15 protein-coding genes are annotated in these 26,430 nt (G+C 48.6%); 13 read left to right on the top strand and 2 right to left on the bottom strand.

The genetic code is table 11. The features are described from left to right. The first annotated feature begins 213 nt into the window (after positions 1 to 213). Both MYF79_RS23055 and MYF79_RS23050 read left to right on the top strand, forming a co-directional pair. Positions 214 to 3,495, top strand: a complete 3,282-nt coding sequence (locus MYF79_RS23055; RefSeq protein ID WP_247810178.1) for a SusC/RagA family TonB-linked outer membrane protein — start codon at positions 214 to 216, stop codon at positions 3,493 to 3,495. A gap of 23 nt (positions 3,496 to 3,518) precedes the next feature. Next, a complete protein-coding gene (locus MYF79_RS23050; protein ID WP_247810177.1) occupies positions 3,519 to 5,198 on the top strand; it encodes a RagB/SusD family nutrient uptake outer membrane protein in 1,680 nt (559 codons plus the stop codon). A 184-nt stretch (positions 5,199 to 5,382) separates the two neighbouring features. Here the strand turns inward: MYF79_RS23050 and MYF79_RS23045 are convergent, their stop codons facing one another. Together MYF79_RS23045 and MYF79_RS23040 are read right to left on the bottom strand one after the other, a co-directional pair. Then, positions 5,383 to 6,600 carry a PAS domain S-box protein gene (locus tag MYF79_RS23045; protein WP_247810176.1) on the bottom strand — a complete coding sequence of 406 codons (1,218 nt, stop codon included), beginning with the start codon at positions 6,598 to 6,600 and terminating at the stop codon, positions 5,383 to 5,385. A gap of 103 nt (positions 6,601 to 6,703) precedes the next feature. After that, positions 6,704 to 7,552 (bottom strand): universal stress protein, encoded by an 849-nt coding sequence (locus MYF79_RS23040; RefSeq protein WP_247810175.1) that lies wholly within the window; start codon positions 7,550 to 7,552, stop codon positions 6,704 to 6,706. A 127-nt stretch (positions 7,553 to 7,679) separates the two neighbouring features. Here MYF79_RS23040 and MYF79_RS23035 point away from each other — a divergent pair, with 127 nt between their 5' ends. From MYF79_RS23035 to MYF79_RS22985, 11 genes are all read left to right on the top strand, one after another. Next, the gene (locus MYF79_RS23035) at positions 7,680 to 8,102 is read left to right on the top strand and encodes a secondary thiamine-phosphate synthase enzyme YjbQ (protein WP_247810174.1); all 423 of its coding nucleotides are present in this window, start codon (positions 7,680 to 7,682) and stop codon (positions 8,100 to 8,102) included. Between the two features lie 29 nt (positions 8,103 to 8,131). Next, a complete protein-coding gene (locus tag MYF79_RS23030; protein WP_247810173.1) occupies positions 8,132 to 9,736 on the top strand; it encodes a M1 family metallopeptidase in 1,605 nt (534 codons plus the stop codon). Positions 9,737 to 9,916: 180 nt separating this feature from the next. Next, complete coding sequence (locus MYF79_RS23025) at positions 9,917 to 11,035, top strand: lactonase family protein (RefSeq protein WP_247810172.1); 1,119 nt, start codon at positions 9,917 to 9,919, stop codon at positions 11,033 to 11,035. Between the two features lie 5 nt (positions 11,036 to 11,040). Continuing rightward, entirely contained in the window at positions 11,041 to 12,111 is a 1,071-nt protein-coding gene (locus tag MYF79_RS23020) for a serine hydrolase domain-containing protein (RefSeq protein WP_247810171.1), read from the top strand. A 45-nt stretch (positions 12,112 to 12,156) separates the two neighbouring features. Continuing rightward, positions 12,157 to 13,152 (top strand): MBL fold metallo-hydrolase, encoded by a 996-nt coding sequence (locus MYF79_RS23015; RefSeq protein WP_247810170.1) that lies wholly within the window; start codon positions 12,157 to 12,159, stop codon positions 13,150 to 13,152. Positions 13,153 to 13,231: 79 nt separating this feature from the next. Further along, positions 13,232 to 13,825 (top strand): RNA polymerase sigma factor, encoded by a 594-nt coding sequence (locus MYF79_RS23010; protein WP_247810169.1) that lies wholly within the window; start codon positions 13,232 to 13,234, stop codon positions 13,823 to 13,825. A gap of 462 nt (positions 13,826 to 14,287) precedes the next feature. Beyond that, the gene (locus MYF79_RS23005) at positions 14,288 to 14,842 is read left to right on the top strand and encodes a sigma-70 family RNA polymerase sigma factor (RefSeq protein WP_247810168.1); all 555 of its coding nucleotides are present in this window, start codon (positions 14,288 to 14,290) and stop codon (positions 14,840 to 14,842) included. A gap of 70 nt (positions 14,843 to 14,912) precedes the next feature. Continuing rightward, complete coding sequence (locus tag MYF79_RS23000; RefSeq protein ID WP_247810167.1) at positions 14,913 to 15,962, top strand: FecR family protein; 1,050 nt, start codon at positions 14,913 to 14,915, stop codon at positions 15,960 to 15,962. A gap of 87 nt (positions 15,963 to 16,049) precedes the next feature. Further along, complete coding sequence (locus MYF79_RS22995) at positions 16,050 to 19,208, top strand: SusC/RagA family TonB-linked outer membrane protein (RefSeq protein ID WP_247810166.1); 3,159 nt, start codon at positions 16,050 to 16,052, stop codon at positions 19,206 to 19,208. Between the two features lie 17 nt (positions 19,209 to 19,225). After that, a complete protein-coding gene (locus tag MYF79_RS22990; protein ID WP_247810165.1) occupies positions 19,226 to 20,827 on the top strand; it encodes a RagB/SusD family nutrient uptake outer membrane protein in 1,602 nt (533 codons plus the stop codon). 56 nt (positions 20,828 to 20,883) lie between these two features. Next, positions 20,884 to 26,340 carry an Ig-like domain-containing protein gene (locus MYF79_RS22985; protein ID WP_247810164.1) on the top strand — a complete coding sequence of 1,819 codons (5,457 nt, stop codon included), beginning with the start codon at positions 20,884 to 20,886 and terminating at the stop codon, positions 26,338 to 26,340. Positions 26,341 to 26,430 lie beyond the last annotated feature (90 nt).

The raw sequence follows: 26,430 nt of genomic DNA, 5'->3' as shown, positions 1-26,430 counted from the left end.
TTGCCACTTAACCTGATTATTTTTTGTCACTGGAATTGAAAAGATAAGCGAATTATCCAGGGGGAATGCTATGTACTGAACACCACAGTACATACAGGCTTTGTTATTGATGCCGCGCTTTATAGTGCGGTAGTGGACAGTATTGTACCTATTGCCCGGCTTCCCTTATCAGGCATGTTTACTCGGTTAAACAGTAATATTTAAATCACAATTATGAGAAAGAAAATGCTATTATGCCTGCTGGTATTGCTATGCCATGCCTATGTCAGCACTCTTCATGCTCAATCCACCACTAAGATCACCGGAATTGTATCTGACGATTCAGGTGCGCCGCTGCCCGGTACAAGTATCAAAATAAAAGGTGGCGGGGGGACTGTAACCGATGCCAATGGCGCATTCGCCATCAGTGTTGAAAAGGGCCGCGTATTAATATTTACGGCTATTGGCTACGAAACGAAGCAGGTGACAGTAAATGGTCCCGTGCTGAACGTTACACTTGGGGTGGACAAAAAGATACTATCTGAAGTAGTTATTACCGGTGTGGGTACTGCTACGAGTAAACGAAAGCTGGGCATCTCTGTAGAATCTGTTACAGCAGAGAAACTGGTAAGCGGCCCCTCTACCAGCATTGATCAGGCGCTTATAGGTAAAATACCCGGCGCACAGATCTCTTCTGTAAGTGGTAACCCCGGCGACCCTGTCAACATCCTGTTAAGAGGTGTCAATACCGTACAGAATGGTACCAAACCATTGATCATGCTGGATGGTGTACAGGTAGCGGCCACAGATCTCAACTCGCTTGACCTGAGTAATGTAGAAAGGATAGAAGTGGTGCAGGGGGCGGCTTCCGCGTCCATGTACGGCGCGCAGGGCGCCAACGGCGTAATGCAGATCTTCACCAAAAAAGGAAAACGGGGCCCTATAGCCGTTACCTATTCTACCAATTATGCTGCGAACAGTTATATCAACAGCGGGCATGTTGAGAAAGCCCGTCTTCATCCATATTTAACCGATGGTAATAATAATATCGTTGATGCATCGGGGAATATCCTGAAATACACTGATGTGGGCAGTATTGAGGGTATATCCTACGCCTACGGCGGCGCTACACGGTACGGCATACTCGATCCGAGAAATATTGCCAACAAACCATATAATGCCAACCTGAAATATTATGACCACTTTAAACAGGTGTTCCAGACGGGAACATCCTGGAACAATAATATCAGCATTTCCGGCGGTTCTGATAAATCTGATTTCTCTCTCGGCGTTGCCAACAACCATACGGTGAGCCCTGTCATGAAGAATGGTTATGTAGACCGTTCCAACCTGACAGCCAACCTTGGAACGGAATTGTTCAAAGGCTTTAAACTACGTTCCATCACACAGGTGATCTATACTAAAAATACTACCGTACCAGGTTTGGGAGGCGCAGGCGGTTACCTGTATGGCAAAGGAAATACGGCAGGTAAAAATGATAATATCTATAGTTTCCTGAACACTTCACCTTTCTTTGACCTGACCTATAAAATGGCTGATGGGAATGCACCTGCTTACCAAACGGCCGATTTCTTAAGTATCAACGCCTTCAACCCCTACTTTGTAAAGCAATATGCAAGCGGGCTGGATAACAAGGTAGATATCGTACAGAGCTTTAACGCCAATTTCCAGGTGAATCATTTCCTGGAACTGGATGCGAAATATGGTATTAACTACAGAACAGAAAAGGCTACCTGGACCTATCGCAACCAGACACAGAATGCGAACACCATGCTGTACGACTCATGGGCGTACCAGTTTGCCAATGATGCTACCGGGGAAATAGACAACTGGAGCTACAATACCACCTTCCAGAACTTCCTGGGAAGTGCTTATATCAGGACAGACTTTGAGAAAGACTTCAACATCCATCTGCCTGTCCAGACCACAACACAGATCTCGTACGACTACCGGAAGAATAAGTATAAGGAAGAAGACATATATGGTCTGGGCCTGCCGCTTTCTCCGCCGGTGAATATCTCTACTGCCAAGCAATTGTATGTGGCGCCTTATTCTACCACCACCAAGACAACCGGCAACTATGAGGAATCCTTCATCACCTATGGTTATCTCATCAACCAGAAGATCGATTTCGGCGATTATGGTGGCGTAGGTGGTGGCTTCAGAAGCGACTGGTCTTCTGCTTTCGGAAGTGGTGCTTCTCCTTTTACTTTCCCGAATGTATTTGGTTATATACTCCCTTCTTCCTTTAACTTCTGGGCCGATAAACTGGAGAGCAGGATACCCTATTTTAAACTGAGAGCTGCATATGGTGAAGCCGGTATACAGCCTGGGCCTTTTGACAGGTACCCCACGCTCGACCAGAACACCCTTGGGTCTGACGTAGTGTATTCCGTACCGGTTACCGGGCAGAATCCTCATCTGCAGGTAGAAGTATCCAAGGAGTTTGAAGCTGGTACAGACCTCACTTTAAATGCCGGCAAAGGCAAATGGCTGAATACCGTGAATGCGTCTTTTACCTACTGGAAACGCAAGAGTGAAAATGTGATCTATACTGTGAGCGCTCCACTATCTTCCGGCGCTACCGGTATCCTGAACAACGCGATCAATATGTCGTCCAAAGGTTATCAGTTCCAGCTGAACCTGCCTTTGTATCATAGCAGGAACTTTAACTGGGATTTCACCACCAACTTCGGTCATCAGACATCTATGATCGACAGGATCAATGGTGGTGCTGACATCATACTCACTTCTGCGGCAGGTAGTACAGCACTGGTGCTGACAGCAGGACAGAAGATCGGACAGATCTATGGTTATAAGGCATTGACCAGCGTAGATGCTGTTAATAAGGCCGGAACAAAATATATCTCAGAACAGGACGCAGGCAAGTACCAGGTGGTGAACGGACACCTCGTGGATACTAGTACCAGGGGCATTCAGTTCTCTTCAGAAGCTTATCCCCTGGGTGATCCTAATCCTAAGTTCAATGCCTCCTTTATCAGTTCATTTGGTTATAAGGATTTCCTGACCTTCTCTTTCCAGTTTGACTGGATATATGGCAGTCACCTGTACAACCAGACGAAGGAATGGATGTACAGGGATGGTATCCACGGCGACTTCTCCAAACCTGTTACGATCAATGGTGTTACTGCCGCATATACTGCCTATTACGGCAGTGCTTACAGTGGTTCCTGGGGTAGTTTGTATGGTCCGGGCAACAACGCCACCAAAGACTATTTCTATGAAGATGCTTCCTTCCTGAGACTGCGGAATATCTCTGTCGGTTTTGACTTTTCGAAAGTATTCAGGATGAAATACTTCAATAAACTGCAGTTAGTGATGACCGGCAGGAACCTCCTGACTGTTACCCACTATACCGGCTTTGATCCGGAGGTGAGTTCGGGCGCTGTGAACTCTTCTTTCGACAGGGGCATAGACAACAGTACTATACCGAACCTCAAATCTTATGCAGTAGGCTTAAACGTCGGATTCTAATGTTTATCAAAAAAGAGAAAATTATGATCAGGAATAAATATGTTTCAGGGCTTTTAGGGTTCCTTATTTTATGCAGCACCTTCGCCTGTAAGAAAGAGCTCAACGTAGGTAATCCCAACCTGCCTACGGTAGGGGGGAATGTGAATAATGAGTCGGGCATCATTGCATTGTCTATCGGCGCCGTATATATCAACGGGTTTCAGAAAGGGGATGTATGGCTGGGCGACAGTTATTTTTCATTGCCTTACGGCTACAGCGAACTGCTGGCAGATGTGGTGGGCGCACAGGCGTCCAATCAGCTGGTAAGTACGATCAGCATACCGGAATATTTTATACTGGACAACAATACAAGGGTGAATACCAATATATCCAACGTCAGCCAGCTGCGGGCTAACAATACCCGTGCACAGACCGGATCGGGGTATAATCCGCTGTACTATCAGTGGCTGAATATGTATGCATTGAATGGCGCCTGCAATAAGGTATTAAGTATCGTCGACAACATTACTTTTTCCGGTGATGCCAAAACAAAGAGCAATACTATCAAAGCCTGGTGCTATTGGTGGAAAGGATATGCCTATGCCTCCATCGGTTCTATGTATTATTCCGGTCTGATCATTGACCAGGATGGTGCAGGCAGTAACAGGTATGTGTTGAAAGACTCGGTGATCGCTGCCTCCAATAAATACCTGCATATGGCGTCTGATATATTGTCGACCGGCATTGCCAGTTCAGGCGATTATTCCTCTCTATTAGGACAGCTCATCCCTGCATTCTGCCAGGTAGGTAAGGGTGGTGTACTTACCACAGATATGTGGATCAGGAATATCAATACCCTGCTGGCCAGGAATATACTCGTGAACAAGCTGGCGCCATTTGTGAACGGCAATCCGGATGCTGTGATCACGAAAGCTTCTGCAGACGTTATGACAGCCGCCGACTGGAATGAGGTACTGACGCTGGCTACGAATGGTGTTAAGCCCACTGACTATGTATTTACAGGCAGAAGCGCAGCGGCGAATGGTTTCTTTACTGCAGATGGTGGTACCGTAGCCGCACTGACCGTTGGTGTGAACACCGCTATTACATTCAGGCTGAGTGAACGCTTTGTACAGAACCTGAAGCCGGGCGACAAGCGCCTGGCTAATAATTTTAATACCACTACCAAATACCTGGATGATCTTTCATTCGGTACGCGGTACAGCATGATAGACGGAGGCGCGGGCGCCAGCGGGGTATATGTGTATGGCTCCAAGTCGACCGGCAACTATGAACTGTTCATTGGCCCCAGCTATGAAGAAAACGCCCTGATGCTGGCAGAAGCGAATATCCGCCTGGGTAATACTGATGCAGGACTTGCCTATGTAGACGCTGTGAGAGCGTATATGGGAGCAGGTATACCCGCTGTAGCCGGTACGGGGCTTACAAAGGTGGGTGCGCTGAAAGAGCTGGTAATGGAAAGAAGAGCCGCGCTGGTGTTCAGGGGGCTGTCTTTCTATGACAACAGGAGATGGGGCTGGACATACGATATCAGCAATGGCGGCGGCAGTTATGGCAATACTTTCCTGACTTCTGCCAGTGTGGTGAACACCAATGTCACGATCAATTATAATTTCATGGATTACTGGGATGTACCGGCAGATGAAGCAGATCTGAACCCACCGGGTGAAGATAGTGCGCCTGTAAAAAATCCTAACTTCTGATAACGTTCGGGTTTTCACTAAAAAGGGCTGTTCCTGCTTCATGCGGGGCAGCCTTTTGCCTGTGGTGCTTTAGCGCTGTGAAAGGCCGTATGCTGCGCGGTGTTCGTAACAACTTTTAGCGATGGTATATTATGGCGCTTCCCTACGCAAGCCCGTACATGGCCCCGTGTTCGTAACCGGAGTCCTATAACTCTTCCCTATGACCGGAAGACAGGGTAACGATCTCTTTTATCTTGTCATCCAGCCTGTTTAAGCCCTCTTCCAGCTTCCGGGTATATATCAGGTCCATATCGCAATATTCTTCCTTTATGAGCTCCAGGAGGCTTTGGATGGAGGTAAGCGGGCCTCTGAGTTCATGCGCCTGTATAAAGGCGATCTTTTCCAGCAGTTCGTTCTTGCGTTCTATTTTAAGTTTGTACAGATACGCATCTGTGATATCTTTCATGATCAGGGTCACGCCAATGATCTCGCCCTGCTCATTCCTGGCCGGATTGAAGGTGCTGAGCCACCAGGTTTCCTTCGTGGTGTATACCCGCTGGAATTCCCTGGAAATGGCGGTGCCGTTCAACGCGGTGTTAAAACAATAGTAAAAGGATGCTTTATTGGATTCGTGTACAAACTGGTCGATATTCAGGTCCTCTTCGATCTTTTTACCATAGAAAGTAGTGGTCAGGTCGACGGCTGCCTTGTTGAAGTAAAGGACTTTCATGTTCCTGTCCAGCAGCACGAAATTGTCGGTCAGGCTTTCGAAGAAGGCACGCAGCCTTATGCTGTATTCCACGATGTCGGCAGCTCCTTTTTTCTCACGTTCCTGCTGGCGGGCGATATGTCTTTTGAAACTGGAAGTGGCAAAGAAAATGTAAATGGTGGACAGCACATAACAGCCGAAGCGGTCGATGATCTTTTCTGTCGGCGTTTTATAGTAACCGCTTATTAGTCCCGGAAAATACAATTCTATAGCCAGCAGGGTGCCGGGTATGATAAGGCTTAAAATGAGCCATAAAAGATATTTTTCCCGGTGGGAGATGTTCAACGCCAGCTGCAGCGTGGTGAAGAACAGCAGTAAGGTGGGTCCGTCGATGCCCGCATTGAAGAAATAATTGCCGCTGAGGCCTGCATATACGACAATGACATAGCTGACAATGATAGTCCGGTATTTACGCATTTTGCGGGACAGGATATAATAGACAACCTGTATGCCCATCAGCACCAGTAAAAGCAGGGTGGATTTATGCGCGGCAATCAGTACATCGATGACGAGGAAAGCAGACAGGATCATCAGGGTAATGGCCCCGGTTAAATTGAATAGCCGGTGCTCGAAGGAAAACTCATCTTCCTTTCCCATTAACAGTATTCCAAGGGAGGGCGCCTTTAAAATAGATGATTTTTTCCAAATTGGCATGATAACAGACTATTCCACCCAAAATAATAAATTAATTTATTATACATATTATTTGTTGGCATAATGGGTAGTTTTTGAGAGAAAGTACCCGGAAAAGTGATATTTATTTGAGTATCATGACTGGTTCGCGGGCATTACGGCAGATAGCGTCGGAAATACTTTTATGTGTCAGGTAGTAAAGAAAGCTGTGTTTGCCAGGTAAGGAAATGATGAGCTGGATCCTATGTTTCTCTGTAAAGCTCAGGATGCCGTTAATGGTATTTTTGTCGCTGCTGTAACAGATTTCGTGCTGGTATTCCCGGAGGCGTTCATGTACATGTTCTTCTGCTGCTATCAGCTGATCGTCAGGATTGAGGTACCTTTCTTTAGCGTCTACGTTCAGTACCAGCAGTTTACTATCGTTCCACTGGGGAGGGATCCGGAGATTTTCCAGCTTATGGAGGGAGTCCAGCGTTTTATAGTCGCAGGGCACCAGGATGTTCTTTACCGGCTGATAGGTATAGGCTGCCGGTACGATCAGCACCCTGACGGGACTGGCCTTGGCGATGGCTATCAGGTTGCCGGCAATGAAGCTGCCGCTGGAATATTTAAAGTTGTCGCTACCCAGTACAATCATCTCAGGCGATTCTTCCCTGACCACTTCCAGTATAGCCCTTAGCAGGGGAGCTTCGCTGACCATGGAAACAACCTGCAGACTATTGTCGGTCTTTCCAATAATGTGCCGGGAAAGACTATCCATTTGCAAAGTGGCTTCCTCCCGTTCCCTGGCCATGTAATGAGGGCTGACAGGGGCATATTCGGCAGAAACCACTATATGATCGAAAACGGTATCGTAAAAGGTCTTGAGCAGGATAATGCGTTCATAACCGTAATCTTTGCTCCATTCTATCGCAAAATCGACCGCATTATCGGAGGTGGTGGAGAAATCGACCGGAATCAGTAATGTTTTCATAACGATTTCATTTTTCTCTTTTACTAAGTTAAGTTTGTCCTGCCTAAATCTGAAATAAATATGCTATTTAACAGCAGGCATGAAAAGTGTAGTTACAACATGTGTAACCATGTTTAAATTGAATGAAATGAAGATATTCCAGGAATTGTTACAGCTCCATGAAAGGAGAAGGGGTTTCCACCTGATCACGGGGGAAGTGGTACAGGCTATGCCGCAGCTGGGGGAGATCAGGACAGGCATGTGCCAGGTGTTCATCCAGCATACTTCAGCGTCTCTCACCATCAATGAAAATGCAGACCCTACCGTCAGGAAGGACTTTGAGATGTATTTCAGTAAAGTGGTGCCTGAAAATGATCCTGACTATCAGCATGACGATGAAGGGCCCGACGATATGCCTGCGCACCTGAAAGCAGCAATGCTGGGCAGTTCTGTGATGATCCCGATCAGGAACGGCAACCTGGCCCTGGGCACCTGGCAGGGCATTTATTTATGCGAACACCGTAATCGCGGTGGCAGCAGAAGGCTGGTCATCACCGCCTGGGGAGAATAATAATCTGCGAAAAACCGATACTATACCGTATGCAAAAAAAACTGATTGTACTCCCGTTACTGCTACTGGGAATCTGTTTCAACACCTTAGGCCAGCGCCAGTCTGTAGACGTGCAACACTACGGCATTTCCCTGACGGTGCGCGATAACACTGATAAGATAACAGCTACCGCTGAAATCACCCTACGTTTTCTGAATGAGCTGCCGGAGCTGCGCCTGGACCTGGTAGGGCCGGCTATAGCCGATACTGGTATGACGGTGCTGAAAGTAACAGAAAAAGTAAGCGCAGGCCGTTCCGCTGCTGCAAAACCTGGTGCTCCATATAACATAAAGAATATTCCGTTCCGGCAGGACAGCGCCGCCCTGTATTTATCCGTTAATGGCAGGAAGGACGAAACACATACCTACAGGATCGAATATGCCGGCATTCCCGGCGATGGTCTGATCATCTCAAAGAACAAATACGGCAAGCGTACTTTCTTTACAGACAACTGGCCCGACCGTGCGCATCATTGGTTGCCGTGTATAGATCATCCCTCGGATAAAGCAGCCGTGGATTTTGATGTGATCACACCTGATAAATATACTGTGGTGGCGAACGGGTTGAAAACACAGGATGTACTGACAGGCAACCACCAGAGGAGGACACATTATACGGAAAAGGCGCTGTTGCCTACGAAAATATTCGCAATTGGTATAGCAGGTTTTGCAGTGGATCATTCAGCGGATGTACAGGGCATTCCTGTATATAGCTATGTGTTCCCCGAAAATAAAAAACAAGGCTTTGCCGACTATGGCAAGGCTGGAGAGATCCTGCGTTTTTTCATACAGCAGATAGGGCCTTATCCCTATAAGAAGCTGGCTAATATCCAGTCCAAGACCATTTATGGCGGTATGGAAAATGCCGGCGCTATCTTTTACTCCGAAGAATCTGTGGGCTCCAGAGACATCGAGGAACTGCTGGCTCATGAAATAGCACATCAATGGTTCGGAGATGCCATCACAGAAACCGGCTGGGAGCATGTATGGCTCAGCGAAGGCTTTGCCACCTACATGACGCACCTGTATATGGAACATACATATGGCACTGATACGCTGAAGACCGGTTTAAAGGCGGACCGCAAGAAAGTGATCGCCTTTGAGAAAAAGAGATATACACCTGTTGTCGATACCAGCGCAAAAGACAGATATACACAATTGCTGAATGCCAATAGTTATCAGAAGGGCGGATGGGTATTGCATATGTTAAGAAGGCAGGTGGGGGATAGCCTCTTCTGGAAAGGCATCAGGAGCTATTTCGCAACTTATGGCGGGCATAATGCCAATACCTCCGACTTCAGAAAGGTGATGGAAAAGGAAAGCGGGCAAAACCTGGACGACTTCTTCCGGCAATGGCTATATATGCCGGGAATGCCGGAATTGAGCATCAGGCCTGGTGGAGAAGGTAAGTTCATCATCACGCAGCAACAGGAACCTTTGTTCACATTCCCGCTGGAATACGCTATAGACAACGATCCCCGGATATATAAAGTGCAGATCAAAGACAAGGTAACGGTGATCAATATACACGCTAACCATACGATACGTATCGATCCGCAGATAAACCTGCTGTTTATGTATGGCAGGGACATGTAAGAGAGGAGGCGTTGGCGATCCCGATTTCCTGCCGGAGGCTGTTTCACATGGCTGACCATCAGTTTTCAGGCGCTGAAAGCCAGGCTTACCAATCCTGTAAAAAGCCTTAAAATGGAATGAGGGTAAGTATTATCTTTGTCCGGCACATCAATTCCGGACCCGATAAACCGCTTCATCACCTTGCTCAAAAGATTATATCTGCTCTTACTGGCATTACTCGCCAACAGTTTTATCTATGCCCAGACAACCTATCTGTTTGTCGGATCATACAATGACGCGAAAGATAAAGATGGGATCTACATTTACAGGATGAATATGGAGAGCGGAAACCTGGATAAGGTCTGCACTTTTTCCGGCATCATGAACCCTTCTTATCTGACCCTTTCACAGGATGGAGAATATATCTATGCCTGCACGGAAACCCGTACAGCAGGTATGGGTAGTGTAAGCAGTTACCGCTTCGACCGGAAGCTGCCTACAATCACTTTACTAAGCAAGCAGCCCAGCGGGGGCGACAATCCCGTCTATCTCGCCGTGCATAAAAGCGGTCGCTGGCTGGTGAATGGAAACTATACCGGTGGCAGTATCTCTGTATTCCCTTTGAATAGCGATGGTACTATCGGAACAGCGGTGACGGTTATTCCGTTTACCGATAGTAGTATCACTGAGAGACAGAAAAGCGCTCATATTCATAGTACGGTCTTTTCTCCGGCGCAGGATTATGTATTCGCTCCTGACCTGGGGGCGGATAAAATACGGCGTTTCGCCTTTGATGCCAGCCAGGCAAAGCCCCTGCAGGCGGATAGTTTTGTTCGCAGTGTGTCTGGTAGCGGCCCTCGGCATTTTACCTTTCATCCCAACGGGCGTTTTGCCTATTGTATAGAGGAAATGTCGGGTTCCGTAACGGCATATAAATACAAGAAGGGCAGGCTGGATTCTCTGCAAAGACTCATGACACATAGTGCGCCGCAGAAATTTTACAACAGCGCCGATATTCATATCTCGCCCGATGGCCGTTTTCTGTATGCCTCTAACCGGGGAGATGAAAACAATATAGCTATCTACCGCATTAGCAAAAACGGGACCTTAAGCATTGTAGGATATGAGCCCGTACAGGGTGAACATCCCCGTAATTTCCTGATAGATCCTACCGGGAAATTCCTGGTGGTGGCCAACCAGATCAGCGGTAATGTGGTCGTCTTTAAACGAAATGCACAGACCGGCCTGTTGACGAATACAGGTATAGAAGTAAAGATGCAGGGACCTTCCAATTTACAAATCAGAACCTATAAAGATTAATACCTATGAAACGCTTGCTGCTGCCATTGCTGGCAGCTATTCCTCATCTATGCCAGGGCCAGGGCATTGTATCTTTCGCAGATAGTATAAGGCAACAGTACAAAGTACCTGAACTGGCATTTGCCGTTGTCTCTTCAGATAGTGTGCTGGAATGCCATGTATTGGGCGTAAAACGGGCTAATAGCACTTATGCTGCCCAGCCGGGCGACAGGTTCCATATCGGATCGAATACCAAGGCTATTACTGCTTTTATTGCTGCTTTACTGGTGAAGGAGCAGAAGATCCGGTGGAATTCCACTATTCTGACAATATTCCCCGAACTGAGATGGAGAACCCGATATGTATACGATACCGTCACACTCGCTAACCTGCTGACATTCCGTGGCAGGCTGCAGGGATATTCCTATAATTCTGAAACGCCCAGCTTCAAAGACCTGCACGGGGATTATGCCGCACAACGTATACAACTGGCGGCGAATTTCCTGACACAAGCCCCTATGAAGCCGGATGAGAACGGGCTGACACCTTCCAACGTGGACTACATCATTGCGGGGCTGATGCTGGAAAAAGCCAGCAGAAAGCCTTATAAAACACTTGTACAGGAACTGGGGGCGCGGTTGGGAATCAATTTCTACTTCGACTATCCGAATTTAAAAGACACTACGCAACCCTGGGGGCATAACGCTGATCTGCAGCCGTTGCCACCTGCAGAAAGTTATAAAATGAACTGGTTACTGGCAGCAGGCAATATCAATGTGAGCCTGGAGGAGTATACCCGGTTTGTGCGGATGTTGCTGACAGGACTGAAAGGGAAGAGTGATTTATTACCAAAGAAGACCTTTGAGCAATTACTCTTTGGGATGCCACAGTTCTCTTATGGATGGTTTAATCCACTGCAGCTGCCACAGCATCATGTGGCCTATAACGAAGGAAATGCCGGTGCATTCATTACGCGGGTGCATATCATCAAAGAGGCTGACCGGGGGTATGTCATCTTTACGAATGCAGCAAGCTCCGCTACAAAAGAGGCGGTTGATGTACTGCTGAAAGAACTTAGCAGGCGGTACGGAGAATAACGGTACCCGATAACGTATATTTGTCAGGAACACATGACGTCAGCTATGGAATATGTCTCAAACCCGGCATTGTCCGGTATGCAATTACCTTTTGACTGGAAAGGAACCCCGGTAGATAAAAAAGGGAGATTCGTGAATCATGAGTTCCCGCATATCTACTCCTTCCTGGAATTTCTGAAATGGCGTTTCCAGCGTAATCCGCAGAAGGCAGAGAAGAAAGCGGATACCTGGCATCCGGAGGTACTGTATACTGAGGACTTCCTGTATTCCGATAAAGATTGTATCGTGTGGTTGGGGCATGCCTCTTTCTTTATCCGGCTGGCGGGCGTCAGCATATTGATCGATCCTGTTTTCTATGATATCCTGCTCTTCAAACGGCGTACGCCTTTTCCCATAGATCCGGCAAAATTAAAGGGCCTCGATTATATCCTGGTATCTCACAATCACCTGGACCATTGCGATAAGCGCAGCCTGCGTTTACTGGCAGAAAATAATCCGCAGGCAGTCTACCTGACAGGCTTAAAGATGGAAGGCCTGCTGGAGAGACTGACGGGTAGTAAGCAGGTGCAGACGGCGGGATGGTACCAGCAATACCGCACAGAAGCCCGTATAAAGATTTTTTTTCTTCCGGCAAGGCATTGGTCCAAACGCGGGTTTGGGGACGTTAATACGCAGCTTTGGGGCGCTTTTGTGATCCAGGGAGGCGGCAGGACCATTTATTTCGCTGCCGACTCGGGATATGGCAGTCATTTTAGGGATGCAGGCCGCATCTTTCCCCTGATAGACTATTGTATTGCAGGCATAGGGGCATATAAGCCCGAATTTTTCATGTCGCAAAGCCATATTTCACCCCGGGATGCTGTAAGAGCCGCAAATGATATGCATGCCAGGGTGATGATTCCCATGCATTATGGCACTTTTGCACTGTCTGACGAGCCGCTGAGCGACCCTTTTAAAACCTTGCAGGGACTTGAAAAACAAGGAGCAGTACAAGGGCGCCTGGAACTGCTGAAGGTAGGAGAGGAATTACGCATCGGCTAAGCAGAGACCGGTTAATTATTTGTAATGCACTTGCTTTCTTAAGTAATTCGCTTTTACTTTACGGCTCACCAAGATCAACATGTTCGAAACGCATATCAGTGACGGGGACCTGCTGCAATTGCTGAAAGGAGATGATACAGCTGCTTTCGAGATGCTGTATAACAGGTATTGGAAAGCATTATATACGCGGGCCTGTCAGCGGGTGGACGTCAATGATGCGAAAGACCTGGTACAGGAAGTCATGCTGAGCCTCTGGCGCAGAAGAAAAGAGATCCCCGTTTTTAAGGAAGGTGAATTCGCAAAATACCTGCATGCTGCTATTAAATACAGGGTGATCAGTCACTATGCCTTCAGTGCAGCAGAGATCAAAAAAATATCCTTATTCGACATACTGGACAGCCAGGAATTCAATGACAGGCTGGAAACCAAAGAACTGAGTGCCAATATTGCCGCTGCCGTCAGCCTGTTACCCACCCGTATGCAGCAGATCTTCCGGATGAGCCGGGAAGAAGACCTTCCTATCGCAGAAATAGCCAGGCGGCTCAACCTGTCGGAGCAAACGGTTAAAAACCAGCTGACAGAAGCGCTTCGCAGGGTGCGGGGGTACCTGAGATCCAGTTCCTCGGGAGACTGGGCCCTGCTGGTGGCTTATCTCTTTTGTCATGTGAGATAGTAGATCTAATACGCTTTTACCATGCCTTTACCCTGCCTTTGAGCTGGGATTAAACCCGCTTTATACCAGACGCCTGGTCGGACTTGAGACCACTCCAGCACTCTTTCCTGGCATTCGGATTCGCCTGGCATTCGCTTGAGATTCGGTGCAACTATCCTACTGATTCCTACCTATAGGCGCTATAGTCCTACATTTAGCCTACTATTCTATAGCGATCGCTATAGAACAGTGCCTATAATGCTATAGTAGGGCGCCTGTAGGTAGGAGCCTCCACCGAACCTGTAGCGAATACCAAGCGAATACATAGGCTCGGGTTACCTTCGGTTTCCAGGCGGTCGCCGCCTCTCCGGGGTTTTCACGCGAAGTAGCCCGGTCTCAGTATGGGATGTCGGTCGGCGTCGACCATATCTCTGGCATTTCCATATTTATTTATTTAAATTGCTATGGTAAATCCCCCACGTTTTGAATACTATCGCTGCTTTGAAGCAAGGTAACCTGCTGGTATTTAATGAGGTCTATTATTCCTGGCACAAAAGGATCTACTATTTTATTCTCCAGAAAACAAGGTCATCCTTCATTGCGGAAGAGGTGACGCAGCTGGCATTCATCAAGTGCTGGAACTACAGGGAAAACCTCGCAGATGACCTCGATATATCCGTGCAGCTATTCCGCATTGCCCGCACCACGCTGATCGACTTTCTCCGCAAGGAAACCGTTTACAAGGAAAAAGTAATCCACGTAATAGACGAGTATACCCTGCCGGTAGACGACCTATGGGGCAAGCTGGCGGAAAAAGAACTACAGGCGAAGCTGGCGAATGCACTGAAAGAAATGCCTCCGATGCGTCGTAAAGTGTTCGAAATGAGTCGGTTTAAAGGCATGAGCCACCGGCAGATCGCGCAGGAACTTTCCTTGTCATCCAGAACAGTGGAAGCACATATTTTCCAGGCCATCAAACAGATAAAACATTATCTCGGGCTCATCGTCTCTCTCCTGGCCTGGTTCGGACGGTTTTAAAATATTTTTTCATCGGACTACGTAGTCCGCCTGTTACAAACGTATTACTTATCTGTCAGCTGTATACAATATGATAAATGATGAATTACTGAAACGGTTCTTCGGCAATCAATGCACGCCGGAAGAAGTCCGCTGGGTGGCCAATTACCTGCAGGAGCATCCTGATATGCTGGAGAAATACCTGCCGGAAGAAGAATTCCTGCAATTGCAGGAAGATGGCTACTTCCCGGAAACCGTTTCCCAACAGTGGCTGAAAAATATTCATCAACAAACGATATTGGCTGATAAACGGAAGAAATGGATCAGACGACTGGCCATTGCCGCGGTAGCAAGCGGCATATTGCTCGGCGGCAGCCTGTTTCTGCTCCGCCACGACCAGCAGAAAATAGCCGCTGGTGACCCGGGACTGACAATAATGATTCCTTCGGAAAAACAGCAACTGACCACCAATACCAGCCTTAAAGCCATAGCGGTCGTATTACCGGATGGCTCTGTAGTGAGGTTGTTGCCGGCAGCCAGCATTCTATATGATAAGCAATTCAGGAACAACAGGGACATTTACCTGACAGGAGAAGCCGATTTTACTGTAGCATTCGATAGATCACATCCTTTCGTAGTATATAGCGGCGAACTATATACGACCGCACTAGGCACCTTTTTTCATGTGAAAGCCATCCCGGGAGAAGATATGATCAGCATAAGACTGAACAGCGGGAAAGTGATGATACAGGGAGCCATCAATAAAAAGAAAATCATGAACGATGTAGTGCTCACCCCCGGTAAAGAACTCAACTACTATCGCAAAACAGGAAAAGTTCTCGTGTCTGACTTCAGTACCAGGGGCACGGACGTATTGGTAAGAGCCGGCAACAAAGACACTGGTTATACGAAACCAGACTGGTATAAATTCAATAATCAGCCTATGTCGCAGGTATTGGATCAGCTGAGTAATTACTATGGAATAGCCATCTATTATTATCCTTCAGACGTGATGGAGATATATTTTGATGGTAAGTTTGAAAAGACAGATTCACTGGAGAAGATCTTAACCGATTTAACGCTTCCCAATAACCTGAAGCTGATCCGGAATGACAGCGGATTTATAATTAAGAGGAAATAATTCACCGATATAGTTCTATTCCACAAGCGGGCGCCTTTAGCGCCCCCGGGCTTGCTATGCCCGGGACTTTAAAAACACATTCCAGTTATGAAGATGTTCTATCAACCAAAATGGTGTCTGTATCTGCTGCTAGTCATGTTGACATCAGGCGTTTCGATGATCACCCGGGCACAGGGGCGTATGCAGGTGACCGGCACGGTGCGCACAGATCAGGGTGACCTCCTTCCCAATGCCTCTGTAGTGGCGCTCAATGAAAAGACGATGTATACAGCCGGCGTGGTAACTGACAGTAATGGTGTATTCCGTTTTTCCGGATTACCCCCCGAAGGAAAATACGCACTCAGTATTTCTTACATGGGTTTTGAAACGCAACGGCTGAATAACATCTCCCTGAAATCGGGCGCCACGCTCACTTTCTCTATACGCCTTGTCAAAACAGTGGCAGCGCTGAACGACATCGTAGTTATCGGTTATGGTACCGCCAGGAAGAAAGATGTGGTAGGCGCCTTCAACGTCGTAACGGTGAAAGAAGCCGGCGCGGTAAATGCCACCAATCCCTCGCAACTGCTCATCGGTAAGGCCGCAGGTGTACAGGTGCTGCAAAGCAGCGGTAGCGCCGGTGCAGATGCCCAGATCATCATCAGGGGGACTGGTAGCTTTACGGATATTAACCCGCTGTATGTAGTGGATGGCATCCAGGGTACCAAAAACCTTTTCAATACACTCAACCCGCAGGATATAGCAAGTATCACCATCCTGAAAGATGCATCTTCCACCGCTATCTATGGCTCAGCAGCCGCCAATGGCGTGGTGATCATCACTACCAAAAAAGGTAAGACAGGTCCTCCCCGGGTCAGCTTTACCTCTCAATGGGGCATCGCCAGGGCCTGGAAACAACTGGACCTGCTCAATGCCGCACAATATGTAGAGGCGCTTAAAGATCTTGCCGCTACCAAAAATACCGTGCTGCCTGCAAAATTCAACACAAACGCAGTTTTACAGGACAGTACCAACTGGCAGGATGCCATCTTCCGTAATGCCCTGGTATCCGAAAATGACCTCAACATCAGCGGTGGTGGTGAAAAAGTCAACTATAGTATATCTGCCACTTATATCAATCAGCAGGCTATCTTAACCGATGCCACCAACAAAAGATTCCAGGCACGTGTTGGCCTCGAGGAAACGCTGGGCCGCTTCCGGTTCACACAGAACATCATCGTCCGGCAATATGTCAGCAAAGGCTACAATGCCAATATTATCAATGCCATACAATATGCGCCCTACAAACCCATCCTGGACCCATCTATCCAGGGCGGATATTCTATCGTCTCCAACATCGATGACTTCAGCAATGCGGTAAATCCGATACAGGAGATTGCCATGAAAAGCCAGACTACCAAATCACTGGCTTTCTTCCCGCAACTATCGGGAGAAGTGCGTATCATCGATGGATTAAAATTCCGTTCACAGTTTGCGGCAGAAGTGAACTCCAGCAGAAGTAACAGCTATCAGCAACAGTACCAGGCCTCCAATTTCCTGAACCAGGCCCGCCAGTCGATGCTGAGTTTCACGGAGAACTCATACTATATGGTGGAAAACTACCTGTCGTACGAAAAACTGCTTGGCAGGCATCAGCTCTCTTTGATTGCAGGACAAAGCTATATCGATCCTGGTATTACCAACAGCTCTTCCATCAGGGGAACGGGGCAACCCAATGATAATATCACCAATCCAGGTGTAGCATCTTCGCAATCGGTAACCAGTAGTTATTCCAACTATGCACGCCCTTCGGTGATCTCTTACTACGGCCGGTTGAACTATACTTATGATGATAAATATATACTGACCACCAGCTACCGCAGGGATGGGGCTTCTAACTTTGGCCCCAACAACCGTTACGGTAACTTCGCTGCCCTGGGTTTGTCCTGGCGTTTCTCGGAAGAAGCATTCATAAAAAATATATTCCCTGTGCTATCAGATGGAAAACTGAGTGCCAGCTGGGGGCAAACCGGGAACAATAATATCCCCAACTTCCTGAATACTGCAAAAACGTATCAGGGCACACCTGGTGGCGCACTGGTATACTCGCTGGGCAGCACAGAAACATTTATATCCGGCACCACCCTGACCACCCTTAGCAACCCGGATTTAAAATGGGAACAAACCAATCAGATCGACATAGGCATCGACCTGGCTTTTCTGAAAAACCGCCTTACCATTGAAGCCGACTGGTATGATCGTAAAAGTACCGGTTTGCTGGTAACCACTTTGCTTCCTGCCAGTATCGGCGTAAGTACTACCGGTGCGCAGCCCCGTAAAACAGTCAATGCAGCCGACGCCCGGAACAGAGGTGTGGAGTTGACCATCGGGTATGCGGATAAGATCAACGATCACTTCAGCTTCAATGTGAGCATCAATGGATCTGTTAACCACAACGAAGTATTGTCATTAGGCGATCAGTTTTCCGCACCTATCCAGGCAGGCGCCTTTACGCCGGTACCTGCCACCACTTACACCGCTGCAGGTAGTGCCATCGGCTCCTTCTATGGTTACCGCGTAGATCATGTGGCCAGGGATGCCGATGAAATATCTATCCTCAACCAGGAAGCGGCCAAAAAAACAGGCAGACCGGATGCAAAGTACCAGGATGGCTTGTTGCCGGGCGATTTTATTTATAGGGATATAAACGGCGATGGTGTGGTAACGGCAAAGGACCAGGAAATATTAGGCAATGCTATCCCGAAATACATCTATGGCATCAATGCCGGTATCACATATAAAAGCTTTGACCTGAACCTGGTGCTGTCAGGGATCAGCGGACTGAAACTCCTGAATGGCTTAAAATTAAATACCAGCTTCATGTCTACGGGGCACAACGCTGGTACCGACATCCTTGACAGGTGGCGTAAACCCGGCGATGTAGCCGCTTTACCGAGAATAGGTCAGAATGTAACCGGCAATGGTAATCTCCGCCCGTCCGACTGGTGGCTGGAAGATGGCAGCTATCTCCGTTTGAGGAATATTACAATTGGATATAACACCCCGGCGGCGATATTGAACAATGTTACGGGGGGCGCCGTTAAATCGCTTCGCATCTACGTAGCAGCACAGAACCTGCTTACCCTCACCAGGTACACCGGCTACGACCCGGAAGTGGCGGGCGACTACCTGTTTGCGCGTGGTATTGATCAGGGGCAGGTGCCACAGCCAAGAACTTTCCTGGCAGGTATTCAATTAGGGTTTTAATTTTTAAACATGATCTTATGAAGAAGTATATACATCAAATACTGTTGATAGCCGGGCTGATGACGATTTCTACCGGATGCAAAAAATCGCGCCTCGACTTAGTGGACCAGAGTGCTTATGCATACGATACCTATTTCACTAACATAGGAGCGCTGAACCAGGCTACCATTGCCTGTTATGCCACCTTGCTACACCCGGGACTGTGGGCGAGAGAGTATTATTATATTTTCGACCTGATGGGGCATGAAGCCAAGCGCGCCAGCTTTTTGCTAGGGGCGGAACAGGAACTGGGCGATTACAGTTTTGGTACCAACAATGCAGATCAGAGTGCCCTATGGAGCTCGCTCTACCGGATGATATTCCGGACTAACCTGGTGATAGACCGGGCAGCGGCCTGGAATCCTACAGTCACTGCAGACCGGGCAAAATTGAATCAATACCTCGCGGAGGTAAAGTTCCTCCGGGCGTATGCGTATTTCCATTTAGTGACCTTATGGGGAGATGTGCCCTTGTATATCGATTATCAAACCACGCTTCATAACAACTATTTATCCCGCAGTCCTGCTGCTGACGTATGGAAGCAGGTGGAAAAAGACCTGACGGAAGCGGAAGCCACTATGGAATTACCTACCGTGTATCCTGCCGCAGAATTAGGCAGGGTGACCAAAGGCGCTGTGATAGCACTACTCGGAAAGGTATACCTGTATCAGAAAAAATGGCCGCTTGCACAAACATCCTTCGAAAAGCTGATGGGTGCACCGTATGCCTACAGGCTTGACTCCTCGTTTGATAATGTTTTCAGCACTACCAACCAGAACACGCCGGAAAATATCTTTCAGATCATGGATCAGCAATGGACCGACTGGGGTATTGGATCGCCGTACTATATGTTTGGCAACGGCGCGGAACAGGTAGGTAAACAAACACATACTGGTCGCGCGATGGAATATGGCTGGAACGATTGGAAGAACGTGTACGTCAGCAATGCCGCTGTGAAAGCATTCACCTATCCAAATCCTGCAAGCGGCGAACCGTATACCGATCCCCGTGCCAAATCCACCTTCTATGGTACTGCCGCTTCCGGAGGAGAAACCATGTATTGCCAGCAATGCGCTACAGGGGCAAAAGCGTTTCCTTTTGATGCCACCGATCCACAGGGCGACTATCGCTGGAAGAAGTATGAGTATTACAACCTCGTGGAAAAATATGGCGATCCTAAAAGTCCCATCAACGGGCAGGTGATCCGCCTGGCTGATGTGATGCTGATGCTGGCCGAAGCTTACATCCAGCAAGGCAATACGGGCAATGCCCCGTTGGCGCTGATCGACAGTGTGCGTTCCCGCTCGCATGCTGTTTTATATACCACGCTGGGCGATAAAGATAATGCTATGAAAATACTGATGCGCGAGCGCCAGCTGGAATTGTGCGGTGAGCAATGCCGCTATTTCGACCTGCTGAGATGGGGCATTATCAAGCAAACCATCAACGCGGAAAAAGCCGCGGAACCCGGAACCGGTACACAGCCTTTCCAGGACAAACACTTGTTGTTCCCTATTCCCGATGTAGAGAAAAATTATAACCCTAATGTGGCCAAAGATATCCGGGACGGCTGGAATTAACAAAGCATAAGCCGGGATCATCATCCAAAAAAACCTTAAAAAATTCCACTATGTACATGAAAACGATCTACTCCATCCTATTGCTAACAATTTTTTATCTGACCGCTTCGCGGGAAGTAAATGCGCAAACGTATACCTGGAATCAGGTCCGGATAGGCGGCTCTGGTGCGCTGCCTTCATTTGTGGCACATCCTAAGGTGCCGGATCTTTATTTCATCACTACTGACGTAGGTACGCCTTACCGGTGGAACAAGAACCTGCAGAAATGGGAGCATTTAATGCTGTTCAAAAAAATACCTGTCACTTACTGGAACTGGGAGTTTCACCAGCGTTGTGGCAGTATCGCGGTAGATCCCAGCGACTCTACCGGCAACATCCTTTACGCCACGGTGCAGGACAGTGAAGGCGCCGGGCCGGGCAAAGGTAAATCAGACCTGGGCACCATACTGAAAAGTACTGACAGGGGCGATACCTGGACCGATCTGCATGTACCGATCAGGGTGTATCCGAACAGTACGCAGCAATTCGGCGATCGTATACAGGTAGATCCATCCAACAGCAACCGTGTATGGGTGGTAACGGACCAAAATGGCGCCCTGAAATCGGACAACGCCGGCGCCAGCTGGTCGCAGGTAAGCGACGTCACCACGCAGGGCTATTGCTCTTTTATTCTTTTCGATAAAAGTTCCGGTACTGTTGCCATAGACGGGCAACCTGTCACCAGGAGGATCTACATTGGCCGGTCAAACGGGGTATACGCGTCTGAAAACGGCGGCAGCTCTTTCGCGTTGATGAGCAACAGCCCTGCATATCCTTACCGGGCTACGATCCACGCGGACGGCACCCTGTACGTATCTGCCGGAGCCGAGAATTTGCCTAAAGGCGTTTACAAGTATAAGAGTGGCGGATGGCAGAACATTTCTCCCGTAACCCTGGAGCCGGACCCGGATCCGAATAAATCCGACAGGTACTTCTCTAAAGTGGCAGTAGACCCCGCCAATTCAAATGAAATTCTTGTAGGTACACGTGGCACCTGGAACAAGGACCCTTATTTTGTTTCAACGCAGGGTGGCGCTCCCGGTTCCTACACACAGGGAAAGATATCCCGCGATAATTCGGAGGCACCGCATTCGAGGAATGACGGCGTATCATATAACGCCCCGGGGCATAATCCTATCGCATTTACCTGGGATCCCTTTTACCCGAACCGGGTATGGACCAATGATCTGCTGGATATACTGTGCACGGATAATGTTTTTGCCGCTACTGCCAACTGGAAGATCCGTGTCGTAGGCCTGGAAGAGATTATGGTAACAGGCCCGCTGATGGCCCCTCCCAGCGGTAAGAACCAGTTGCTCTCAGTTACTGCGGATGTTGGTGGCGCCCATCACCGTTCCCTTACGGAGCCCTTGTACACGGGCGCTGTTTCCAATACCGCGCTGTACACCAACATCTTTTCAGCGTTTAACATGCAGGGCGTAGCCTACCAGTATACAGACCCCAATTTTATTGTACGTGTGGGCAGCGACGGTCCGGATAATAACGATATCGGCGCGTCGCGTGCGGGTTACTCCACCGATGGCGGCGATACGTACACGCTTTTTCCTACCTTGCCCGGCATACGCGGGCGTGTAGCCGTGTCGGCGAACCGCAGGAACATTCTCTGGCTCACGCAAATGGATGGCAACAGCCCGGGTAATGTTTACTGGTCCGATAACCTGGGGGGCAACTGGACAAAATCCACCGGCCTTGCTTCCGGCATCCTGCCTGCCGGGCCGCAGTGGGTGCTTTATCCGGGCGAAAACCATCTCGTAGCCGATAAGGTGAACGGCGATTATTTTTACGTATGGGACCGCGGATCGTTCTTTGTAAGCAGCGATGGCGGCAAATCGTTCGTGAAAACAGCTGCGGAAGGCCTTACAGCCAATGCAGGCAACAATTCGAACGGCTCTGCTTATGCCACTACTTCCAATGTGGAGGCAACACCGGGGAAAACAGGTGATGTATGGATCGCCTATTATAATGACACATATCCGGAATACAGCGCACTCTATCATACAACAGACACAGGCAGGACATTCACCAGGGTAGGAGGTGAGAATTTTAAACCCAAATGGATAGCAGCCGCTATGTCGGATACTACACCTAATGCGCACCTGGCTTTGTACGCGACCAGCCAGATCCTTCCGATCAACGGCGTTTACTATGGCGCTTTCCGTTCAGACGATACGGGGCGCACATGGACGACCATTTTAGACAGGCTACCGGGTGTAGCGCCGAATATCGCAGCAGATAACAAGGGGAGAATGTTTATTTCCGCTCACGGGAATGGTATCTTTTTTGGCACCCCGGTAGCAGGCCCTGTTCAGTCGGTGGAAATAATCAATGCCTCATCAGACACTATTGTAAAAGGATATTCGCTTAAGTTGAACGTAAAACTTACCCCTGCTTACCCCACCAATCCTGCAGTTACCTGGAGCTCTTCCGATACCTCGGTAGCCAAAGTGGACCCATTCGGAAATGTGAACGCCATTAAAGCAGGCAACGCCACGATCACCGTTACGTCGGTCGATGGGGGAAAAACAGACACACACACAATTGTCGTCATTCCGCCGACCATATCCACCGGTATTACGATAGACAGCATCGTCTACGGCACCATGAATACCCCTAAGCAGATCATGGCCACAATAACGCCTGCGAATACGACCAACAAAACCCTTATCTGGACAGTGGCTGACGGCAGTGTTGCGAGCGTGGATGCCAACGGCGTGATAAAAGGCCTGAAGCTGGATACCACCATGCTCACCGTTACCGCTGCAGATGGAGGCGCCAGCAGAACTGTGCGGCTGATCGTCAACACTATTGTGACGGCTATCAATGCAGGGACGACAGGTAACCCCGCAACGCCGTACCAGAATACCACCATTGGCCAGTATGTACCCGAAGGCCCCAGCGGCACCGCCGGGCTTTGGCACGCGGGATATACCGGGAATGTCCGCATTACGGCCACGGCGGATCTGAGCCAGGTAACGGAGCCTGCCCCCCGCCAGGTATATGAATACATGCGCATCTCCAGGAACAACGTTACTCAAATGCGTTATTACCTGCGCAACCTTATTCCCAACGCCAATTACGCGGTACGCCTGCACTTTATAGAGCCCAGCGATGCTGATAAGGCGAACCGTATCTTCAGTGTAAAGGCTGCCAATGGCGATAGCCTGGTCAATTTCAATGTTTACCAGGCCGCAGGCAATAAGTTGAACACGGTGGTAACGCGTACTATTCAGGCGAAAGCTAACAGTTCAGGCCTGATAGAGGTCTGGTTCTACCCCAAAACCGGTGCCGGCGATCTCTATAGTGCCTCCATAGCCGCCATTGAGGCGCGTATCATTCCGCTTCAGGGCATCAGCATCCAGTCTGACAGCAGCAACCTGTATGTTAGTTATACCGATACCCTGAAGCTGGGCACTACGCCGCTGAATGCCACCAACAGGAACGTCTCCTACCTTTCCTCCAATCCCGCTGTTGCTACGGTGGACCTGAACGGAGTGGTGACGGGAAAATCTGCCGGAACGGTTAGCATCACCGCAACCTCGGCAGAAAGCGGCTTCACAGCTACTAAGACCTACAACGTAATATATGTACCCGTTCAATCCCTGACACTGAATACATCATCGGCAGATGTATTTGTGGGATTGACCACCCAGCTGACTGCCAGCATTGCGCCGGCGAAAGCCAGCAACAAACAAGTGGTATGGACGTCTTCAGATACGATGCTGGCTAAAGTAAACAGCAGTGGTACGATCACAGGCATCAAGCAAGGCGATGTGATCATAAAAGCAGCATCGGCCGAAAACCCGGCAATTTTTGCGCAGGCCAATGTGCACGTGGTCAATGTATTGGCCACCGGGCTTACTTTACAGCCATCTTCCGCTATCATCGGCGCCAGAGATACCTTGTTGATGAAATATACTTTCTCGCCTGCCAACACTACCGGCAAAAATGTTTCCTGGACCAGCTCCGACGCAACGGTGGCCAGCGTCGACACTGCGGGGATCATTACCGCGATCAGGCAGGGAACAGCTACCATTACCGCCAGTGCCCTGGACGGATCGAATGTATCGGCTACACTACCCGTAACCATTGTGCCCTTTGACTCCTGCGGTGGCATACCCAACTACGGCTTCGAAAGCGACCTGATTAACTGGCTTACTTTTAAAAAGGACTCGCCCTTTGTCGGCGCTGTATACACTGTCAGCGGTAAAGGCCATTCCGGCGACAAAGCAGTAACAATGGGCTTTACTACAGTGAAGACCAGTATGAACATTCAGGGATCCATTCCTGTAAGAGGCGGCAGTGTCATTGTATTTAGCAAATGGGTGAAGGTAGAAAAAGACGCGACCGGCTATCCGTGGTGGGCTGGATATGGCGTAGGGTTTGTAGACAACCAGGGCAATTCCACAGGTAACGCCAACTATTCGAAAGAGTTGCACAATGTAGCTGCTTACCGCGATAACTGGGCGCAGGTAAGAGATACCATCACTGTGCCCGATAGTGCGACAGGACTCACTTACTGGGTGGCGAAAGAAGGCTTTGGCACCGTATGGCTGGATGATTATTGCATAGAAGTTTTAAAGACTAATCAAAACGCCGTTTTTGGCATCAACGCGGGAACCACGCTGACACCTCCCGGTCCATATGCCAATACCATCTTTGCGCAATATGTTCCGGAAGGCCCCACCGGTACCGACAAACTATGGCATGCCGGTTATACCTGGGTACAAAAAGTGAATGCCCCGGTAGACCTGTCCCAGGTTACTGATCCGGCTCCTCCGCAGGTCTATGAGTATGTACGTGTATTCAAAGACAATGTTACCCAGATGCGCTATTATCTGCGTGGGCTCGCTCCAAATACTGTTTATACCATCCGCCTGCACTTTGTTGAGCCACAGGATGCAGAGAAGAACAAGAGGATCTTTAGCATAAAGGCCACCAATGGTCTCGACAGCCTTACTGATTTCAATATCTATCAGGCTGCAGGCAATAAATTGAACACTGCTGTTATAAAAACTATCAGGGCGAAAGCAGATAATGCCGGCCTGATAATGGTATTCTTTTATCCTAAAAAAGGATTGTATGATCCTTACAGCGGCTCGGTGGCAGCTATCGAAGTGCGGACATTACAGCCGGGGGATACCCTGCAAAACGTGACTGCAAACCAAAGCCTGGTTGCAGTAGCCGGCAACAAATTAAACACCCATGGCAAGCTCGATTTTACGACGGAAATATATCCCAATCCTTCCGATGGCGTGTTTAATGTAAGAATGACTTCTTCCGCGAAAGCGCCAGCGGTGCTTAGCATTGTTAACAACGTCGGCAGCGTCGTTTATTCGGCGAGGATAAATGCCGGTGTAAATTACCAGCTTGGCGGGCAGCTGCAACCTGGTATTTATTATATCAATATCAGGCAAGGCACTCAGAGCAAGACGATGAAAGTTGTGAAACATTAAGGAAAATAATCAGACGAAGAAGAAGAGCTGTCTCATATAATGGGGCGGCTCTTCTTTTTTGCTTAAAAATTTTTTTTCCCTCTCTCTAGT

The sequence above is a fragment of the Chitinophaga filiformis genome (assembly GCF_023100805.1).
GTDB lineage: Bacteria > Bacteroidota > Bacteroidia > Chitinophagales > Chitinophagaceae > Chitinophaga > Chitinophaga filiformis_B.
The sequence above is the reverse complement of the archived record's forward strand: the minus strand, read 5'-3'. Positions and strand labels throughout refer to the sequence as shown.

What these genes read in the sequence shown, in the direction of transcription:
- MYF79_RS22985 (WP_247810164.1), top strand. Translation starts at nt 20,884, where the DNA reads ATGAAAACGATCTACTCCATCCTATTGCTAACAATTTTTTATCTGACC.
- MYF79_RS23010 (WP_247810169.1), top strand. Translation starts at nt 13,232, where the DNA reads ATGTTCGAAACGCATATCAGTGACGGGGACCTGCTGCAATTGCTGAAA.
- MYF79_RS23045 (WP_247810176.1), bottom strand. Translation starts at nt 6,600, where the DNA reads ATGCCAATTTGGAAAAAATCATCTATTTTAAAGGCGCCCTCCCTTGGA.
- MYF79_RS23050 (WP_247810177.1), top strand. Translation starts at nt 3,519, where the DNA reads ATGATCAGGAATAAATATGTTTCAGGGCTTTTAGGGTTCCTTATTTTA.
- MYF79_RS23000 (WP_247810167.1), top strand. Translation starts at nt 14,913, where the DNA reads ATGATAAATGATGAATTACTGAAACGGTTCTTCGGCAATCAATGCACG.
- MYF79_RS22990 (WP_247810165.1), top strand. Translation starts at nt 19,226, where the DNA reads ATGAAGAAGTATATACATCAAATACTGTTGATAGCCGGGCTGATGACG.
- MYF79_RS23035 (WP_247810174.1), top strand. Translation starts at nt 7,680, where the DNA reads ATGAAGATATTCCAGGAATTGTTACAGCTCCATGAAAGGAGAAGGGGT.
- MYF79_RS23015 (WP_247810170.1), top strand. Translation starts at nt 12,157, where the DNA reads ATGGAATATGTCTCAAACCCGGCATTGTCCGGTATGCAATTACCTTTT.
- MYF79_RS23040 (WP_247810175.1), bottom strand. Translation starts at nt 7,552, where the DNA reads ATGAAAACATTACTGATTCCGGTCGATTTCTCCACCACCTCCGATAAT.
- MYF79_RS23055 (WP_247810178.1), top strand. Translation starts at nt 214, where the DNA reads ATGAGAAAGAAAATGCTATTATGCCTGCTGGTATTGCTATGCCATGCC.
- MYF79_RS22995 (WP_247810166.1), top strand. Translation starts at nt 16,050, where the DNA reads ATGAAGATGTTCTATCAACCAAAATGGTGTCTGTATCTGCTGCTAGTC.
- MYF79_RS23020 (WP_247810171.1), top strand. Translation starts at nt 11,041, where the DNA reads ATGAAACGCTTGCTGCTGCCATTGCTGGCAGCTATTCCTCATCTATGC.
- MYF79_RS23030 (WP_247810173.1), top strand. Translation starts at nt 8,132, where the DNA reads ATGCAAAAAAAACTGATTGTACTCCCGTTACTGCTACTGGGAATCTGT.